Below are 20,234 nucleotides of genomic sequence, written 5' to 3'. Positions count from 1 at the left end.
GCGCTTGTGCAACATCGTATAACAGATTTATTAAACTTGTATCCATCCTACTTTATGTTAGGTTATTAAATTAGACCAAACCCTATTAGTAAAACGTTTTACATCATTATTTGAGGGTTGACATCAATTTTCAAGGATAATTTTTCTTTTAAATATTGATCATGATAAAAATCATCTAAATATTTTAACGCTTCGTGTAATGCAGGCTCTCGTTTATATTTCACTAGAATTTGAAAGCGATATTCATTATTTATCCTTGATAAAGCGGCAGGAGATGGTCCTAGTACGAGCGCCTTGTCAGTTAGATGTTGAAGTAATATCTTATGAATATGTTTAGATGCTTCCATTACTTTTTTCATTTCTTTGTGTGATATTGTGAAATTTATTAAAAAGAAATAAGGTGGGTACTTTCCAATTTTCCTATAGTTCATTTCTTTTTGGAAAAAGGCAGTATAATCATTGTCTTGTACATCTTTAATCGCGTAATGATCCGGATTATATGTTTGTATGATTACCTGCCCTTCTTTTTCATGGCGGCCAGCCCTGCCTGAAACTTGTGTCAAAAGTTGATACGTCCGCTCACTTGCCCTAAAATCTGGTAAGTTCAACATAGTATCTGCATTCAAAACACCAACCAGTGTAATATTCGGAAAGTCCAATCCTTTAGCAATCATTTGTGTACCTAATAAGATATCCCCTTTGCCTTCACTAAAATCATCTAATAATTTTTCATGTGCACCTTTTCTAGATGTGGTGTCTACATCCATGCGAATAATCTTTGCTTCTTGAAATGCTTCTTGTAACAACTCTTCTACTCGCTGTGTGCCAGTGCCCATTTGTCTAATATGTTCACTTTCGCAATTTGGACACTGATTAGGTGGTGTTTCTTGATGCCCACAATAATGACATTTCAATTGATCTGTCGATTTGTGATAAGTCAATGATATATCACAGTTGGGGCATTGTGGAACATGACCGCAATCTCTACACAACATAAACGATGCATAACCACGTCGATTTAAAAAGAGTACGATTTGTTCGCGATGGTCTAGACGTTGCTGTATTGCATCTCGCAGTTGATTGGAGAACATTGAACGATTTCCCGAAGTCAATTCTTCCCTCATATCAACAATTTCTACTTCAGGCATAGCTTGTTGATTGACTCTATTAGGCAATGACAATAACTCGTATACACCCTTTTCAGCTCGTGCAAACGACTCTAAACTAGGTGTTGCACTGCCTAGGATCAGTGGACAATTATGGTATTGACTGCGCCACTGTGCGATATCTCTTGCATGATATCTAGGATAGTCCTCTTGCTTATAAGAAGATTCATGTTCTTCATCAATTATAATCATCCCTAAATTTTTAAAAGGTGCAAAAACACTTGATCTTGCACCTACACTTACGCGTGCTTTACCGTCTCGAATTTTTTGCCATTCATCGTAGCGCTCACCTTTTGATAATCCCGAATGCAACACAGCAACTTCGTCTCCAAATCTGCGTTTAAATCTTAATACCATTTGTGGCGTTAACGCAATCTCAGGAACTAGCATCATTGCTTGTCTATCTAAGTTGAGTACTTCTTCAATGGTTTGTAGATATACTTCCGTTTTTCCTGATCCTGTCACGCCATGTAATAAATAGGTACGTTGTTCATGTGCGTTAACCTTTTCTGATATAGCCTCAAATGCACGTTTTTGGTCAACAGTCAGTTGCTGTTTGGTATCTTGTTCAAAGACTCTGGTCTCAAACGGATCACGCTCAACCACAGCATCATATTTTTCAATAAATCCTTTGCGTACCAATGTATCTACGCTAGATTTTGAATAGCCCATTGCTTCTAGATCTTTGAGTAACACTGTATGATGTTGTTCATCCAGTAAATAGGCATATAATTCGTATTGCTTTTGAGATTTTTCTATTGAACCTAACACACTGTCATAGTTGAAATTTTCGACAATACGTATGGCTCGCTGCTTTTTTTTCTTCACATTTTGTGAGAGTAATGTCACTTCAGATACGGTGCCTTGTTTTAATAATGGAACAATTTGTGATAAATCATCATTATGCTGTGCTTCTTTATATGCATAGTGACCTTCTTTATCAAATTTATGGATTAAGTTTTCAGGTATTGCATCCTTATCTTCAATTGAAAACACCTTTGTATACTTTGCTTTAATTGCACTTGGTAGCATCACTTCTAACATCGAAATACGCTTTGTAACAAAGTAATTATTATACCATTCTGTTAATTGAATTAATTCTTCAGTCAATTCTGGTTTTATATCTTGAATTTCCTTAATCTCTTTTAGTTTTTTTATATCAATATTAGCCTCAGGTTGATGGGTGATCTTCATAACATAACCTTGAATCGTCCTTGGGCCAAAGGGTACAATGACACGCATACCTATTTGAATCATTGATTGTAACCTTTTAGGAATTATATAATCAAATGTAAAATCAACACTCTTAGAAGGTATATCAACAATCACTTTTGCTATCATTTTATTGCCACCTTGTTTCTAAACTATTCAGTATATGCTCCGCTAACTCAACTTTTTTATGTTTACCTAATGGCATAGCATCTCCATTTTTATAATACATCGTATAATCATTGTCGTCTGAACTAAAACCAATTGTACGATCGCCAACATTGTTTGCAATAATTACATCTGCATTTTTATTATTCAATTTCTTTTGTGCATAAGCTTCAACATTTTGTGTTTCTGCTGCAAACCCAACTAAATATTGTGATGTTTTATGTTCGCCTAGATATTTCAAAATATCAGGTGTACGTTTAAATGTAACAGATAAAGTGCCTTCTTGCTTTTTCAATTTGTGTTCTAACATTTCTACTGGAGCGTAATCAGAAACAGCTGCTGCTTTAAACACAATATCTTGTTCAGAAAAGCGATGTTTTACTGCTTCAAACATTTCATCTGCACTTTGAACTTGTACCACATCAACATGTTTCGGCGAATCTAAATGTGTAGGACCTGAAACTAAGGTTACTTCAGCGCCTCGTTTGGCTAAAGATTCAGCTAGTGCATAACCAATCTTCCCAGAAGACCGATTAGACAAATAGCGTACAGGATCTAACTCTTCTACTGTTGGACCTGCAGTGACTAACGCATGTTTACCATTAAAACGACTCGATGCCGGTACTGGATTTTGTTCTAAATCATTAAAATATTGCTTCAATCGTTCTACGATTTGTATAGGTTCTTCCATACGGCCTTTTGCTACATAGCCACATGCTAAAAATCCCTCCCCAGGCTCTAAGAAGTAGTAACCATCACCACTTAAAGTTGCTAAATTAGATTGTGTTCTCTTATTTTCATACATATGCACGTTCATTGCTGGCGCAATAAATTTTGGCGTTTCTGTAGCCAATAATGTAGAAGTCACCATATCATCTGCAATACCGTTTGCTAATTTAGCAATTGTGTTTGCAGTTGCCGGCGCTACGATAATGGCATCTGCCCAGTCACCAAGTGCAACATGCTGAATTTCTTGAGGATTTTGTTCTATAAATGTATTTGTATAAACCGGATTTCTTCCTATTGCTTGGAATGCAAGTGGTGTTACAAATTCTTGTGCATGGTCCGTTAGCATGACTCTGACATCATAACCAGCTTGAGTCAATTTACTTGTTAAATCAATTGCTTTATATGCAGCTATGCCACCAGTAACAGCAAGTAATATTCGTTTCATTTTATAGTGATTCTCCTTCGATTAAATTAGATATAACTCTGCTTATGTCCCTTTTAAATGAAAATCAAAATGCTTAAACATGATTTAATTAATCCTGTGATTTACTCATCATTATACACAAATACAGCACTAAATAAAAAAAGCACACCTTGCCGCTGCATGGTGTGCACTTGAAAGATATTCGTTTCATAACGCAATGATGGCTATGGGAACTTCAAGATTGATGTTACTTAATTAATACGATTTTAAGAATAGTTCGTCTGGGAAAACTTCACCGTCTGCAATTTCTTCTAAAGCTTTACCTACAGGTTTTTCTGAAATATATTTAGTTAATAATGCACTTTCAGGTTTCTCATCTATTTCACGCGCACGCTTTGCAGCAGTAGTTGCAATCAAATATTTTGAATTAATTTTTGCTGTTAATTGGTTTAATGGTGGTTGTAACATTATTTTTTTGCCTCCAGTATCATTTTTCTATATTTTGCTTCTATACGTTCTCTCTTCAAATGTTCCGCTTCTACAATGGATTGAATACGTTGTTTAGCTAGCTCAACTTCATCATTTACCACAACATAATCATATAAATTCATCATTTCCACTTCTTTGCGTGCTTCATACACTCGACTTTGAATTTTTTCACTGGATTCTGTACCACGACCTACCAAGCGTTCACGTAAGTGATCTAAACTTGGTGGCGCAAGAAAAATAAATAGTGCATCTGGGAACTTTTTACGCACCTGTTTTGCACCTTCTACTTCAATTTCTAAAAATACATCGTGTCCTTGATCCATTGTGTCTTTAACGTATTGCACAGGTGTCCCATAATAATTTCCAACGTACTCAGCATACTCTATAAATTGATCTTGTTTTATTAATTCTTCAAACTCTGATTTTGCTTTGAAGAAATAATCAACACCATCGACTTCGCCTTGACGCTTATCGCGTGTCGTCATCGAAATAGAATATTTATAAGATGTGGACGGGTCATCAAATATTTTTTTTCTAACTGTACCTTTCCCAACACCAGAAGGCCCAGATAGTACAATCAATAAACCTTTTTCATTATCCATGACTTACTACCTCTCTAAACTATTCTTCTATTATTAAACTATGATACCACAATTTTCATTTAGTTGTATAGCGTCCTACAGTACAAACTTTGGTCATGACCATTTCTTAATGGCATGTTACAATATAATGAATGACTAAAAATAAGGTGGCTGATAGTAATGGCTTATGACGGTTTATTTACTAGAAAAATGGTGGAATCACTACAGTTTCTTGTAGGAGGAAGAATCCACAAAATAAATCAACCAGAAAATGACACACTTCTTGTCGTTATACGACAAAACCGAAAAAATCATCAGCTTCTACTTTCTATCCATCCTAGCTTTGCAAGAATGCATTTAACAAATAAAAAATATGATAATCCATTTGATCCGCCCATGTTTGCACGCGTTTTTCGTAAGCATATAGAAGGTGGTATCGTTAAAGCACTAAGACAAATCGGGAATGATAGACGTGTAGAAATTGATGTGCAAAGTAAGGACGAAATTGGAGATACAATTTATCGAACAATTATTTTAGAAATTATGGGTAAACACAGTAACTTGATATTAGTCGATGAACAACGCAAAATCCTTGAAGGGTTTAAACATTTAACACCAAATACAAACCAATATCGTACAGTAATGCCTGGATTTCAATATGAAACACCACCGACACAAAATAAAATAAATCCCTTTGAAATCATAGGTAACAATGTATTACAATATATTGACTTCAATAGTGGTAAGATTGCACGTCAACTACTCGACCATTTCGAAGGCTTCAGTCCATTAATTACAACTGAAATTGTCAACCGCAAACAATTCATGACGACCGATACCTTACCCGAAGCTTTTGATGAAGTTATCAATGAAATTAACGCTGAACCTACACCTGTTTTTCACAAAAATCATGAGACCGGTAAAGAAGATTTCTACTTTATGAAATTAAATCAATTTTATGATGATATGATAGAATATGATTCTTTACATGATTTATTAGACCGTTATTATGATGCACGTGGAGAAAGAGAGCGTGTAAAACAACGTGCTAATGATTTAGTTAAATTTGTGCAACAACAATTGCATAAATATCAAAATAAATTAAATAAATTATTAGATGAACAAGAAGGCACAAAAGAAAAAGAACTTCAACAACTATATGGTGAACTCATCACTGCTAATATTTATCGTATTAAACAAGGCGACAAAACACTTACTGCATTAAACTATTACACTGGTGAAGACGTAACAATTCCACTCAATCCAACAAAAGCACCTGCAGTAAATGCTCAAAATTATTATAAAAAATATAATAAATTAAAAACAAGAGAACATGAATTACATCATCAAATCAGTTTAACCAAAGAGAATATTAATTACTTTGAAAGCATTGAACAACAACTGGCACATATATCAGTCGATGACATTAATGATATTCGAGATGAATTAGCTGAACAAGGTTATATGAAGCAACGTAAGCAAAGTAAGAAGAAGAAAAAGCAGACATTACAGTTACAAGAATATCGATCCTCAGATGGGGACACAATAATGGTTGGTAAAAATAATAAACAAAATGATTATCTAACTAATAAATTAGCTAAGAAGCATCAACTTTGGTTCCATACACAAGATATCCCTGGTTCTCATGTCGTCATACTGAGTGATGAGCCAAGTGAAGAAACCATTAGAGAAGCAGCTATGTTATCTGGTTATTTCTCAAAAGCAGGTAATTCTGCTCAAATTCCAGTAGATTTCACTGAAATTAAACACGTGCATAAACCTTCCGGTGCCAAGCCAGGTTTTGTAACCTATGATAACCAAAAAACACTATACGCAACCCCAGATTACGATCATATTCAAAAAATGAAAGTAAAGTAATTACTGTATAATCATTAAACCCCATAATAAAACCAGAGGCTGAGACAATTTAAATTGTCTTAGCCTCTGGTTTTATTATCTTACCAATAGCTAACTGATTTATCAGTAACTTTAAATCAAGCTTATTTCAACTCTAGTCTACCTTATAAGCACAGACCGACAAAAACTATTTTATATACTTTCGGTTTCTGTCTCACACCTTAGTTGGTATGTATGAGAGAAATGCTTTAATCTAATTTGAAAAATTCAATTTTCCCGCTTGTATTTAATTATTACGCTGCTCTGGAAGTGCTAATTGAAAATTAACGCCAAACTTATCCTGAATCCATGCAAATTCCCTAAAAGGTGGCATTTCTGTTTTCGGCATAAGAATAGCTCCACCACTTTTAAGTTTACTAAATAGACGCTCCATTTCAATTGACGTATCCACAGTCACATATAACGACATAGCGGGGTTCATTTCAATATCTACACCATTCATATTATCAATTGCCATAAACACTTGATCTTTTAATCTAAAGATAGCATGTTGAACGGCACCAGTTGGTTCTTCATCGCTTTCACTATACCTTACCAATGCTAGTATTTCAGCATCTTCAAAGGTATCTACATATAAATTAATTGCTTCTTCAGCATTGCCATTAAACATTAGAAAAGTTGTTATTTTGGGTATTGCCATTGTTCTACCTCCTAAATCTTTATACATTTTAGAATAAAGGATATACCATCAAAAATCGAATTTATTCACTTTATATTATGCGCTACGATAAATTAATAAAACCACTACCGAGTACGTCACGGACATCATGAATTACTAAAAAGGCATTTTCGTCTTCTTCATTCACTAACTTTTTAACTCTCGTTACTTGTGCTTGTGGCACAACAACATATAACATGCTCGTCTCATGCTTACCATAACCGCCTTTACCGTTTAAAATAGTGGAACCTCTACCTGTAAAACTATTGATTTTATCACTAATCGTTTCATTCTTACTCGATATCACTGTAACTGCTTTTTTCGGATTGAAACCTTCAATAATAAATGATGTTGCACGCTCAGTGATAAAAATCATTATAATTGTAAATAGAACATTAGTTAGTGGTAATACGAATAAAAATGAAAGTACGACTAAACCATCTAATACAAATATGCCTTGTGCTGTTTTAATATCAAAATACTTATTAAGCATTTTAGCAATAACTGACGTACCCCCTATGACTCCACCTGAAGCAATGACTAAACCAATACCAACACCAACAAGGACACCACCAAACGTCGCATTAATAACAAAATTGTGCACACCCGTTTGCCAATGCTCGGTCAAATCTAAGAAGATTGAAATTGAAGTATTAGCAATCAGCGTATAAATAGCTGTTCTCGTGCTTAAAAATTTCCATCCAATTACAATAACAAGCGTATTAATAATTAAAGATGTAAGTGCTGGCGACCAGCCAAAAGCATATTTAAGGGCTAATGACATACCTACTGTACCACCATCACCTAAATTTGAACCTAATATAAAACAATTGACTGCAATAGCACTTATAAAAGAACCAACCAGACAAATGATAATATTTTTTGTATGATTTTTAAATAATTGTTGTATCGTTTTCATACAAGTCCTCCTCGTCAAAAGTATCAAAACTTTTAAATCTTAACATTCCACTTTAATTTTAAAAAGATAAGCATATAGATATTTATGTCTTAGTATAAAATTACTCGATACTTTTATTATTTTTTTATTTTAATAAAATAAGCATATCACATTTATTTAACTATTTACTGTTATACTATATTTAATGGGGTTTTCCTTTGCGTTTTTTACTTAGACAGTTAAAATGTAACTAAATCTATTGGAGGTCATATCATGTTCTATTATATTATTCCTTTACTTATCGCAGCCCTCGTATTACTCGTTGGGTATATCATTATTAAAATAATGATTCGTTAATAATGCATGTGTATTAACTTATAGAGGCCGGGACATTATAAAATGCCCCGGCCTCTTACGACTTAACCTGTATTCTAATATAAATCGTTCACTTTTGTGCCATATTATTTAATATGGCCTTTTTGTTTAATTGCCGATTTGGATTTTTTATAAATATTTTCGTCTGATTTATGCTTTAACATGTCGTTATCAATATCTGAAGTGTTTTGATTTCTATAATTTTCGTCTTTATTTAAAAATTTGTTCAAATGTGCAAAATGCTTATAAGCATCTTTCGGGTCTTTTGCCATAATATCCCCTCCACTTAGTATATTATGACAAGTTGTCTCTCCAATCAACTAAAGACCTAATATCTACATCTGAAATTTCACCATTCTCTTTTGCAACTTCAATTAATTCATTATAATTACTCAGCGTATAAAATGGTATTTGTGCTTGTTGAAACTGTTCGTCTGCTTTTTTAAGACCATAAGTAAAGATAGCTACGACACCAATTACATCTGCCCCAGCTTCTCTTAAAGCTTCAACTGCAGTAATCGAGGATCCACCTGTTGAAATCAAATCTTCAATTACGACTACTTTCTTCCCTTTGCTTATAGCGCCTTCAATTTGATTTTGTTTACCATGGCTTTTACTTTTCGAACGAACATAGTTCATTGGTAACGCCAGTTTTTCTGATACATATGCGGCGTGTGGTATACCAGCCGTAGCGGTGCCTGATACGATTTCTACCTCTGAGAAATGCGTTTCAATTAATTTACAAAGTCCATCTCTAATATGTTGACGTATGTTCGGATATCCAAGTGTTACACGATTATCACAATAAATAGGTGATTTAATCCCAGAACTCCATGTAAATGGATCATTCGGTGAAAGTGATACTGCTTCAATTTCTAATAATGATTTTGCGATAGCTTTCGTCATATTAACTTAACCAACTTTCTTTGATTTTATGATAACTTGCTACTGGGTCTTCACTTTTAGTGATTGGTCTACCGACAACTATATGTGTCGAACCTAACTTTTTAGCATCTTCTGGTGTCGTTACGCGTTTTTGATCATCTGTACTAGAATCTCTCGGCCTGATGCCTGGTGTTACTTTTAAAAAAGCATTGCCTAATTCATTTTTCACTAATTCTGCTTCTAATGGCGAACAAACTATTCCATCTAAGCCCGATGACTGAGCTAAAGTTGCATAGTTTAAAACTGCTTCCTCAATAGATGTTTGAATATTCTGCTCCTCATTCAACATCATTTCTGTAGTTGATGTCAATTGCGTAACGGCAATCAATTTAATATTTGGATTATGTTTTCTCAATCCGTTTAATGCCTGTTTCATCATTTCTGTACCACCAGCCGCATGTACATTGACTAAGTCGACATTTAATTTACTTAATCCTTCCATTGCTTTTCCGACTGTATTAGGAATGTCATGCAACTTCAAATCAAGAAAAATATCATGGCCTCTATCCTTTATCGAAGCAATCAGTTGAGGGCCCGTTTGATAAAAAAGCTCCATTCCTATTTTCACAAATAATGGTTCATTAAATTGATCTAAAAAGGTCTCTACAGCTTCTGTAGAATCAAAATCCAAAGCAATAATCGGCAAATTTTTCATCTTGTGCTACATCCTAACATTTTAGATTTCATTTTTTGACTCGAGCCAAGTTGGTACTACATGTTTTTCATAGTGAATGTCATGCTTTCAATTACACGAGTTAATGCGACTACCGTATCTAATGATGTTAAACATGGCACACCATTTTCTACAGATGCACGTCTAATTTGGAAGCCGTCTCGTTCAAATTCTTTACCTTTCGTCATTGTATTCACAACAATTTGTACTTCTCCATTTTGAATACGCGTTAGTAAATCATTTTCACCACCGATTTTTCCAACGACTTCTGAAGGAATATTGTTCTCAGCTAATTTTTGAGCCGTCCCCTGTGTAGCTAGGATTTTATATCCAACTTCATTTAAACGATGCGCAATAGAGACAATTTCTTCTTTATCTTTATCACTTACTGTCATCAAGACAGTTCCATGATCTTTAACTTCCATACCACTTGCTGTTAATCCTTTATAAAGTGCCTTTTCCATTGTCGCATCTTTACCCATAACTTCACCTGTTGACTTCATTTCAGGTCCTAACGTGATGTCAACATTTTTCAATTTATTAAAGCTAAATACGGGTGCTTTAACAAATACCCCTTCGCTATATGCTTGAATACCAGGTTGATAACCTAAATCGAGTAATCTTTCTCCAATTATTGCGCGCATGGCTAGCTGTGCCATTTGTATATTTGTAATCTTACTTAAAAATGGTACCGTACGACTTGAACGCGGATTCACTTCTAATACATAAACACCATCATGTGCGATGACAAATTGGATATTGATTAATCCAACAATATCTAACCCTTTTGCTAAACGAATTGTAAAGTCTTCTAAAGTAGTCATTTCTTCTTGTGTTAAGGTTTGTGGTGGATAAACTGCAATTGAATCACCCGAGTGAACACCAGCTCTTTCAATATGTTCCATAATTCCAGGTATAATCACTGTTTCACCATCTGAAATTGCGTCAACTTCAATCTCTTTACCAGTTAAATATCTATCAACTAGCACCGGGTGATCTGGGCTCGCTTTAACTGCCTGATTCATATAATCTTCTAATTCAGCATCACTATTAACTATCTCCATAGCACGACCGCCCAATACATAAGATGGTCTGACGACAACTGGATAACCTATATTTCTTGCATTTTCTAATGCTTCTTGTGGTGACGTTGCTGTTTTACCTTTTGGTTGTGGTACATCAATCGTGTGTAATAATGCTTCAAATTCTTTACGATCTTCTGCTCTATTTAAATCTTCTAATGATGTACCTAATATTTTCACATCATGCTTGGCTAGTTTATCGGCTAAGTTAATTGCCGTTTGACCTCCGAATTGTACAACCACGCCTTTAGGTTGTTCCAAATCAATGATGTTCATAACATCTTCTTCAGTAAGTGGCTCAAAGTATAACTTATCTGAAATAGAAAAGTCAGTTGAAACTGTCTCGGGATTATTGTTAACAATGATAGCTTCATAACCAGCCTGTTGAATTGCCCAAACTGCATGTACAGTAGCATAGTCAAATTCAACACCTTGGCCTATTCTAATAGGTCCAGAACCTAATACTAAAATTTTCTCTTTGTCAGTTACAATAGATTCATTTTCAAATTCATATGTTCCGTAATAATAAGGTGTAGCTGATTCGAATTCAGCAGCACATGTATCAACCATTTTATATACAGGTGTAATGCCATTCTGCTGCCTTAATGCATAAACTTCTTTTTCAGTCATATCAAAACGATGTGCAATTACTCTATCGCTAAAGCCATAATTTTTTGCAAACTTAAGATAATCAATATCACCCTTATTGGCTTTTAAATCATGCTCTATATTAATAATGTGTTGAAATTTATTTAAGAAGAAGTAATCGATTTTTGTCATTTCATGAATCTCTTCTAGTGTCGTGCCTCTACGTATTGCTTCCCCTATAAAGAATAAACGTTCATCATCTTGGTCGTTTATACGTTCTTTAATATAATCTAAATCAAATGTTTCGCCATTTGGCAAACCTAGGTGATGTACGCCATATTCAAGTGAACGGATTGCTTTTAGTAATGACTCTTCATACGTTCGACCAATCGCCATCACTTCACCAGTCGCTTTCATTTGAGTACCTAAGACACGTTCGCCTTTTTCAAATTTATCAAATGGAAATCTAGGTATTTTAGATATGACATAATCTAACGTTGGTTCAAATGCAGCATATGAGGTTTCTGTTATTGGATTTAACATTTCATCTAATGTTAAACCGATAGCTATTTTAGCTGCTAATTTAGCAATCGGATATCCTGTTGCTTTAGACGCTAACGCAGATGATCTTGAAACACGCGGGTTAACTTCAATAATATAATAATCCATTGAATGAGGGTCTAGTGCCAATTGCACATTACATCCGCCTTCAATACCTAGCGCTCGAATAACCTTCAATGATACGTCACGCAACATTTGATATTCTACATCAGATAAGGTTTGGCTCGGTGCAACAACGATTGAATCACCTGTATGTATACCCACAGGGTCAATATTTTCCATATTACAAACGACAATAGCATTATCATTTTTATCGCGCATCACTTCATATTCTATTTCTTTGAAACCTGCAATTGACTTTTCAATTAGACACTGTGTAGCAGGACTATAGTGTAAACCATTAGTAACAATTTCTTTGAATTCTTCATCATTGTAACAAATGCCTCCACCTGTTCCCCCCATCGTAAATGCAGGTCTAACAATAAGTGGATAACCTACTTCATTTTTAAAATCAAAGGCTTGTTCAACAGTATTAACGATATCACTTTCTGGAACTGGTACACCTAAGTCATTCATAAGCGTTCTAAATAATTCTCTATCTTCTGCTTGTTGAATCGATTCCAATTTAGTTCCTAGGAGTTGTACATTATTTGCTTCTAGTTCGCCACTATCATGCAACTGTATCGCCATATTTAAGCCAGTTTGTCCACCGAGCGTAGGTAATAACGCATCTGGTTGTTCTTTACGTATAATACGTGCTATAAAATCATGTGTTAAAGGTTCGATATAAACTTTATCTGCAATTTCAGTATCCGTCATAATTGTTGCTGGATTGGAATTTACTAAGATAACACGATAACCTTCTTCTTTTAACGCAAGACAAGCTTGAGTTCCGGCATAATCAAACTCTGCAGCTTGACCGATAATAATTGGTCCTGATCCTATGACTAAAATGGTTTCTATATCTTGACGTTTAGGCATTATTTGTAAGCTCCTTTGTTTTATAATCATTAATCATATCTATAAACTCATCGAATAAGTAATTGGAATCTGATGGTCCTGGACATGCTTCTGGGTGATATTGTACTGAAAATGCTGGTAGCGTCTTATGTCTTAATCCTTCTACCGTGTCATCATTGATTGCAATATGAGTAATTTCTAAGTCAGTATTTTTTAATGAGTCTTTATCGATAGCATAACCATGATTTTGGCTGGTTAGTGCTATCTTCCCAGTATTTAAGTCTTTAACTGGGTGATTGGCACCTCTATGACCAAACTTCATTTTAAATGAACTCGCACCCTGTGATAAAGCAAATAGTTGATGACCTAAACATATGCCAAAGAATGGAATATGACCTAAAATACCTTTGATCATTTCAACAGCAACCTGTACTTCATCTGGGTCACCTGGACCATTTGATAACATGACACCATCTGGTGACATCCTAATAATCGCTTCTGCTGAAGTATCGTAAGGTACTACTGTCACATTACAACCACGCGCATTTAATTCTCTAACTATATTTTGCTTTTTCCCAAAATCTACTAATACCACGCTAAGTCCATAACCCGTAGACACATAAGGTGTTTTTGTTGATACAGTTGTAACTTCGTTACGTGGTAAGTCAACTGCTTTCAAGTTGGCAATCACCGTATCAATATTGCTTTTCTCATCTGTAAAAGCAGCTTTCAACACCCCATGATTCCTAATTTTACGCGTGATACTGCGTGTATCTACACCTGAAATACCTGGTATATCATATTCTACTAATACTTCATGAAATGTTTTTTGCTTTCTAAAATTACTTGGTTGATGACTAGCTTCTTTCACAACAACACCATTCAACGTTGGAACAAGTGCTTCGAAATCATCTCTGTTTATACCATAATTACCAATTAAAGGATAAGTAAATGTAATAATTTGACCCGTATAAGATGGATCTGAGATTGTTTCTTGGTAACCAGTCATTGCTGTATTAAATACAATTTCACCGATTGTTAAATTATCTGACCCAATAGGATAACCTTCATAATACGAACCATCTTCTAATACAAGATAACGTTTTTTCAACATTATTTTTCCTCCTCAAATTTAACTTCGCCTTCAACCAAGGTTAATACTGGCGTACCGTATACTTTATATCCTATAAATGGCGTATTCGTACCTTTAGATGCAAAATCTTCTGCTTTAATTTCGCTTTCATTTTCTAAATTAATGACTGTTAAATCTGCTAAACTACCCTCTTCTAGTCTTCCATAAGGTAAATCAAATGTTTGAGCAGGTTTAATAGTTAAGTAATCTACTAATTGTTGTAATGTCCATTCTCCATTTTTTACAAAATGAGTATAAAGCAATGGAAATGCTGTTTCACTGCCAACAATACCAAAGGGTGCTTTCGTCATTGGTTGATCTTTCTCTTCAGCCGCATGAGGGGCGTGGTCAGTTGCGATACAATCAATTGTTCCATCTAATAGTCCTTCCAATAATGCATCTCTGTCTTCTTTACTTCTTAATGGTGGATTCATCTTATAAATAGCATCATCACCCGGCACATCATCTTCTGTAAGTAATAGATGATGGGGTGTCACTTCTGCAGTTACATGGATGCCTGCTTTTTTAGCATCTCTAATTGTCCTTACACTTTCCTTTGTAGAAACATGGCACACATGGTAATGTGCACCTGCTGCTTCTGCTAATAATACATCTCTCGCAATTTGTACCGCTTCACATATATTTGGAATACCTGGTATACCTAATGCTTCACTACGTTTACCTTCATGCATAGCACCGCCATATATCAAACTATTATCTTCACAATGTGCGACTACCGCTTTATTTACTTTTGCAGCTGCTTGCATAGCTTCATACATCATGCTAGCTTCTTGCACACCTACGCCATCATCAGTAAATGCAAATGCCCCATTATTAGCTAGAGTTTCAAAATCTACGTGTGCTTTACCTGCCTGTCTAACTGTTATAGCTGCATAAGGTAGCACTCTAACTTGCGCGTTCTCTTCAATCAATTGATTTAAGCGATTAAGATTTTCTTCTGAATCCGGCACAGGTTTCGTATTTGGCATTGGACAGACAGTAGTAAATCCACCTCTTGCTGCGGCTTGTGTACCTGTTTCAATTGTTTCTTTGTGTTCGCCGCCTGGTTCACGTAAATGCACATGGACATCCACTAAACCTGGTGCAACAAATTGTCCTTTAACATCAATGACTTCAGTCTCTGCTGTAATATCGATTTGTGGCGCAATTTTTTTAATATGTTGTCCCTCAATTAAAATTGATACCCTCGTTAATTCACCATTTTTTAAGATTTTTGCATTTGTTAATAATTTCATTTTGCTGTTGCCCCTTCCCTTTGTAAAATATGATCTATCACTGCCATACGCATATACATACCATTTTCCATTTGCTTAAAAATACGTGACTTCGGTGCTTCTACTAATGAACCTTTAATTTCCACATCACGATTAACTGGTGCGGGATGCATAATAATCGCATGATCTTTTAATAAATCATAGCGTGATTGCGTTAAACCAAAGTGCTCATGGTATTGACTAACTTCAAAGTCAGAAACTTCACTATCATCATGTCTTTCATGTTGAACTCTTAACAACATGACAATATCGATATGATCTATCACTTTATCAATGTCTACATATGGTGCTTCTAATGTTTCATCTTTCCATTCGTCTGGACTAGAGAACATTACATTAGCACCCAAAGCTGTTAAACTTTGGTAATTACTTTTCGCTACACGTGAGTTTTTAACATCTCCACAAATAAGTATGTTCAATCCATCAAAAGACTTATATTCTTCATAGATTGTCATGATATCTAATAGACTTTGTGTCGGATGTTGCCCACTACCATCACCAGCATTAATTATTGGTATGTTTAAATTTTCTAAATCATCATAATAAGTTGTTTGTGAATGTCGGATGACCAACACATCAGCCCCAATCTGTTCAAGCGTTTTACAAGTGTCATATAACGATTCGCCTTTTTGAACTGACGATGTGCTCGTTTCAAAATCAATCAACTTGAGCCCTAGTTTCTGTTCAGCAACTAAAAAACTACTTTTTGTACGTGTGGAATTCTCAAAGAATAAATTAGCAACGAATTTATCATCGAAACTACAAGGCGTCACATCACCATTTTTAAAAGCACTCGCACGTTGTATTAATTTGTAAATTTCAGTCGTATTTAAATATTCCATTGATAATAAATTATCCATTTCATTCAGCTCCCTCATTATGACTTTTAATTTTCATTTTTTGCTGGTGTTTCTTTAGGTAAAATCAAGTTAAGTATAATGCCTGCTAGGGCTGCTAATGCCATGCCTTCTATTTCTAAATTAATACCTAATCCGTTTAAGTTAAACACGAGGTTGCCAATACCGATAACCAATATGACAGATGCAATGACCAAATTTCTATTACTTGCAAAGTCTACTTCACTTTCTACTAACATTCTTAAACCACTTGCAGCAATAATTCCAAATAGTAGAATTGATACGCCTCCCATTACTGGTGTAGGTATTGATGAAACAAGTGCTGTAAACTTTCCTACAAATCCTAAAACAATTGCAATGACTGCCGCGCCACCAATGACATAAACACTATAAATTTTTGTAATGGCTAGTACACCGATATTTTCACCGTACGTTGTACTAGGTGGGCCGCCGATGATACTCGCAAACATGGTTGATACACCATCACCGATGATTGACTTATCTAAACCCGGATCTTTAAAGAAGTTACGACCTACAATCTTATTGATTACCATTTGATGACCAATATGTTCACTCACTGTCACAAATACGATCGGTATTAAGACTAATATAAGTCCTAAATGAAACGATGGCGTATAGTCTTTAAATGGTATATACACTTCCGGAAATTGTAACCATTTTGCTTGTGCAATCGGTGCAAAGTTAACGAGTCCCATACATGCCGAAACAATGTAACCTGTGATAATTCCTATTAAAACTGGAATAAGTGATAAAAACCCTTTAAAATAACCCTGCACAATGATTGTTACTAATAATGTAATCATTGCTACAATCAAATAACTTAGGTTATATCCTTTCATGTCTGCAGTGTTCTCAAACATAGCCATATTGACCGCTGTCGGTGCTAAACTCAACCCAATAACCATAATAACTGGTCCCACAACAACAGGTGGTAAAAGATGCATCAGCCAGCCTGTGCCACTCAACCTAATCGCTAAGCCGATTAATACGTACATCACGCCACTCATAAAGAGTGCCATCAACATATCTCCAAGGCTATGCGAATTTAAACCAGTGATTATTGGTGTAATAAATGCAAAGCTAGAGCCCAAATATGCAGGTATTTTTGCTTTAGTGATTAGTATGTAAAGTAATGTACCAATGCCTGATGCTAAAAGTGCTGAGGATATCGGTAAACCAGTTAAAAATGGCACAAGCACGGTGGAGCCAAACATTGCAAACAAATGCTGCGTACTTAAAAATGCCCATTGTCCAATTTTAGGTTTATCTTGTACATCTAACACGGGTTTAACTGTGCGTTCAAACATTGTTTCGTTTTCCATATTTATGCTTCCTCTCATAAAAAAATCTCTTTACATAAAATTCATGTAAAGAGACTAAAAAGTGTATTATCTATTTTACTTATTGCGTATACAATCGTTATTCATCTTTTATAACGTTTGATGCGCTACATAAATAAAATGCGATAATTAAAGAGGTAGTTTCATTAAGTGTTTGACTTAATTCTATCAACGTCTGTTGTATGTTTAATCATTTCTTATTATGATTACATCAGTTGATACCTCTTTCCTTTTTCAGTCTCTCGTACCGAATTAAAAGGTGTTATTCAATTACTACTGCATTTCTATCATCTATTTCTTGAAGGTATACCGAAACATCTTCTTCCCTAGAAGTCGGAATATTTTTTCCAACAAAATCAGCTCTTATTGGTAATTCTCTATGTCCTCTATCTACAAGTGTAGCTAACCCAATCTTCTTGGGCCTTGCATACTGTAACACTGCATCAAGTGAAGCTCTCACTGTTCGGCCAGTGTATAAGACATCATCAATAATAATTACTACTTGATTTGTAATATTTACATCTATTTCATAAGATCTTTCATCTACTTGATTAATTGTTTGTTCTAAATCATCTCTAAATTGCGTAATATCAATCGTACCAGTAGGCACTGCAATTTCATCAATTTGTTCGATTTTTTGTTGAATTCTTTTTGCTAAGAATGCACCACGTGTTTTAATACCTAATAAGATTAAATTATCAGTTCCTTTATTATATTCTAATATTTCATGCGCAATACGTGTGACTGTTCGTTGTATCGCCGATTCATCCATAATAACGCGTTCTGACATCTTAGGCACCTACCTTTAAAATGATGATGATATAAAGAAAACCTCATGCCTTTATCAAGACATGAGGTTTGTTAAAGTGTATGACAAACATTTGAGAGACATATGCTTCTTTAATACAAGCTGATTTCTCTTTACAGCGTCCTAAAACTACCGTGTTCCTGTTGTATTATAAAAACTTAAACTACAACAGTATTTCCGCCAAAACGAAAAATTTTGTTTGTCTACCTTTAATAAAAACATGTCTTCGAAGTCTCTCTGGACTCACAATTAAAGACGTTCGCTCTTTATTAAACTGTCACCATATTACCATGAAACTCAGTCGCTTGCAAGTTCTCCTAAAAATAAAAGTGGTTATAGGATATAACTAAAGTATGTCATTCGATTTCACAAACCTATGACCATTATCAGATATAATTTAATTGACTTTATATTGGCTTCTAGCATACTGTCTGTTTTTTTATTTTTCACTTCTACGTAATTCCGATAGAAGTTGTTCAAAATCTTCAGGTAATGTTGTTGTTTTTTCAATATACGCATGCGTCACTGGATGTTCGAAGCCAATGACACCTGCATGTAATGCTTGTCCGCCTATATCTAAAGTTTTTTTCGGACCATATTTGGGATCACCAACTAAAGGATAGCCAATATACTTCATATGTACACGAATTTGGTGTGTACGCCCAGTTTCTAATTGGCATTCTATTAACGTATACTTATTAAAATGCTCTAAAACATTAAAGTGTGTCACTGCATCTTTACCATCATCAACAACATCCATAGACTGGCGGTCATTTTTATTTCTACCAATGGGTGCATCAACAGTGCCATAATCATGAGGGATATTACCATGTACTAATGCAATATATTTACGTGTTACTGTTTTATTAACTAATTGATCTACTAAGCTACGATGTGCTATGTCATTTTTAGCAACCATTAGTAAACCTGATGTATCTTTATCTATACGGTGAACGATACCTGGTCGTATTTCACCATTAATCCCTGATAAATCTTTCATTTGATACATTAATCCATTCACTAGTGTACCTGTATAATGCCCTGCTGACGGATGTACAACCATACCTTTAGGTTTATAAACAACTGCTACATCTTCATCTTCATAATAAATATCTAAATTTAAATTCTCTGGTTGAATATCTGCCTCAACTATTTCCTTTTCAGTTACGACAATGTGGTCATTCAGTTTTGTTTTATAATTAGATTTAATATCTTTATCATTTACTTTTACAAGGGATGCTTTAATCCAATCTTGAATTTGAGTACGTGACCAATCTGAATTATATTCAGGTAATAATTTATCTATACGTTGACCTGTGTCTTGTGGATCTTCAATCTTAAACTCATGTATATCCATC

At 34.7% G+C, this 20,234-nt stretch carries 17 protein-coding genes; 1 reads left to right on the top strand and 16 read right to left on the bottom strand.

From position 1 onward, the window contains the following. Nucleotides 1-98: 98 nt before the first annotated feature. The 4 genes from priA to gmk form a co-directional block, all read right to left on the bottom strand. Nucleotides 99-2,507: a primosomal protein N' gene (gene priA / locus BTJ66_RS02265; protein WP_099089371.1), complete on the bottom strand. Its 2,409-nt coding sequence runs from the start codon at nucleotides 2,505-2,507 to the stop codon at nucleotides 99-101. 1 nt (nucleotide 2,508) lies between these two features. Next, complete coding sequence (gene coaBC / locus BTJ66_RS02260; RefSeq protein WP_099089370.1) at nucleotides 2,509-3,717, bottom strand: bifunctional phosphopantothenoylcysteine decarboxylase/phosphopantothenate--cysteine ligase CoaBC; 1,209 nt, start codon at nucleotides 3,715-3,717, stop codon at nucleotides 2,509-2,511. Nucleotides 3,718-3,951: 234 nt separating this feature from the next. Further along, nucleotides 3,952-4,164 (bottom strand): DNA-directed RNA polymerase subunit omega, encoded by a 213-nt coding sequence (gene rpoZ, locus BTJ66_RS02255; RefSeq protein ID WP_099089369.1) that lies wholly within the window; start codon nucleotides 4,162-4,164, stop codon nucleotides 3,952-3,954. Beyond that, nucleotides 4,164-4,787, bottom strand: a complete 624-nt coding sequence (gene gmk, locus BTJ66_RS02250; protein WP_099089368.1) for a guanylate kinase — start codon at nucleotides 4,785-4,787, stop codon at nucleotides 4,164-4,166. Before gmk ends, rpoZ begins: the two co-directional genes overlap by 1 nt. A 159-nt stretch (nucleotides 4,788-4,946) precedes the next feature. Between gmk and BTJ66_RS02245 the strand changes: the two genes are divergently transcribed. Then, complete coding sequence (locus tag BTJ66_RS02245) at nucleotides 4,947-6,644, top strand: Rqc2 family fibronectin-binding protein (RefSeq protein ID WP_099089367.1); 1,698 nt, start codon at nucleotides 4,947-4,949, stop codon at nucleotides 6,642-6,644. Nucleotides 6,645-6,909: 265 nt separating this feature from the next. Here the strand turns inward: BTJ66_RS02245 and BTJ66_RS02240 are convergent, their stop codons facing one another. The 12 genes from BTJ66_RS02240 to BTJ66_RS02185 all read right to left on the bottom strand — a co-directional run bounded on the left by BTJ66_RS02240 (nucleotide 6,910) and on the right by BTJ66_RS02185 (nucleotide 20,233). Continuing rightward, nucleotides 6,910-7,323, bottom strand: coding sequence for a VOC family protein (locus tag BTJ66_RS02240; RefSeq protein WP_099089366.1), 414 nt, complete (start codon nucleotides 7,321-7,323; stop codon nucleotides 6,910-6,912). Nucleotides 7,324-7,405: 82 nt separating this feature from the next. After that, on the bottom strand, nucleotides 7,406-8,260 hold the full coding sequence (locus tag BTJ66_RS02235; RefSeq protein WP_099089365.1) for a YitT family protein: 855 nt from the start codon (nucleotides 8,258-8,260) through the stop codon (nucleotides 7,406-7,408). A 440-nt stretch (nucleotides 8,261-8,700) separates the two neighbouring features. Beyond that, nucleotides 8,701-8,886, bottom strand: a complete 186-nt coding sequence (locus BTJ66_RS02230) for a hypothetical protein (protein ID WP_099089364.1) — start codon at nucleotides 8,884-8,886, stop codon at nucleotides 8,701-8,703. Nucleotides 8,887-8,908: 22 nt separating this feature from the next. Then, on the bottom strand, nucleotides 8,909-9,520 hold the full coding sequence (gene pyrE, locus BTJ66_RS02225; protein WP_099089363.1) for an orotate phosphoribosyltransferase: 612 nt from the start codon (nucleotides 9,518-9,520) through the stop codon (nucleotides 8,909-8,911). A 1-nt stretch (nucleotide 9,521) separates the two neighbouring features. Continuing rightward, nucleotides 9,522-10,214: an orotidine-5'-phosphate decarboxylase gene (gene pyrF, locus BTJ66_RS02220; RefSeq protein WP_099089362.1), complete on the bottom strand. Its 693-nt coding sequence runs from the start codon at nucleotides 10,212-10,214 to the stop codon at nucleotides 9,522-9,524. A gap of 56 nt (nucleotides 10,215-10,270) precedes the next feature. Beyond that, nucleotides 10,271-13,444, bottom strand: coding sequence for a carbamoyl-phosphate synthase large subunit (carB, locus tag BTJ66_RS02215; RefSeq protein WP_099089361.1), 3,174 nt, complete (start codon nucleotides 13,442-13,444; stop codon nucleotides 10,271-10,273). Further along, entirely contained in the window at nucleotides 13,437-14,537 is a 1,101-nt protein-coding gene (locus BTJ66_RS02210) for a carbamoyl phosphate synthase small subunit (protein WP_099089360.1), read from the bottom strand. The genes carB and BTJ66_RS02210 overlap by 8 nt, the downstream gene beginning before the upstream one ends. Beyond that, on the bottom strand, nucleotides 14,537-15,811 hold the full coding sequence (locus BTJ66_RS02205; RefSeq protein ID WP_099089359.1) for a dihydroorotase: 1,275 nt from the start codon (nucleotides 15,809-15,811) through the stop codon (nucleotides 14,537-14,539). The genes BTJ66_RS02210 and BTJ66_RS02205 overlap by 1 nt, the downstream gene beginning before the upstream one ends. After that, nucleotides 15,808-16,710, bottom strand: coding sequence for an aspartate carbamoyltransferase catalytic subunit (locus BTJ66_RS02200; RefSeq protein WP_099089358.1), 903 nt, complete (start codon nucleotides 16,708-16,710; stop codon nucleotides 15,808-15,810). Before BTJ66_RS02200 ends, BTJ66_RS02205 begins: the two co-directional genes overlap by 4 nt. Before the next feature lie 26 nt (nucleotides 16,711-16,736). After that, a complete protein-coding gene (locus tag BTJ66_RS02195) occupies nucleotides 16,737-18,050 on the bottom strand; it encodes a uracil-xanthine permease family protein (protein ID WP_099089357.1) in 1,314 nt (437 codons plus the stop codon). Between the two features lie 280 nt (nucleotides 18,051-18,330). After that, the gene (gene pyrR / locus BTJ66_RS02190) at nucleotides 18,331-18,858 is read right to left on the bottom strand and encodes a bifunctional pyr operon transcriptional regulator/uracil phosphoribosyltransferase PyrR (protein ID WP_099089356.1); all 528 of its coding nucleotides are present in this window, start codon (nucleotides 18,856-18,858) and stop codon (nucleotides 18,331-18,333) included. 457 nt (nucleotides 18,859-19,315) lie between these two features. After that, the gene (locus BTJ66_RS02185; RefSeq protein WP_099089355.1) at nucleotides 19,316-20,233 is read right to left on the bottom strand and encodes an RluA family pseudouridine synthase; all 918 of its coding nucleotides are present in this window, start codon (nucleotides 20,231-20,233) and stop codon (nucleotides 19,316-19,318) included. Between the last annotated feature and the right edge of the window lies 1 nt (nucleotide 20,234).

The organism is Staphylococcus edaphicus (assembly GCF_002614725.1).
GTDB classification, from domain to species: Bacteria; Bacillota; Bacilli; order Staphylococcales; family Staphylococcaceae; genus Staphylococcus; species Staphylococcus edaphicus.
The sequence above is the reverse complement of the archived record's forward strand: the minus strand, read 5'-3'. Positions and strand labels throughout refer to the sequence as shown.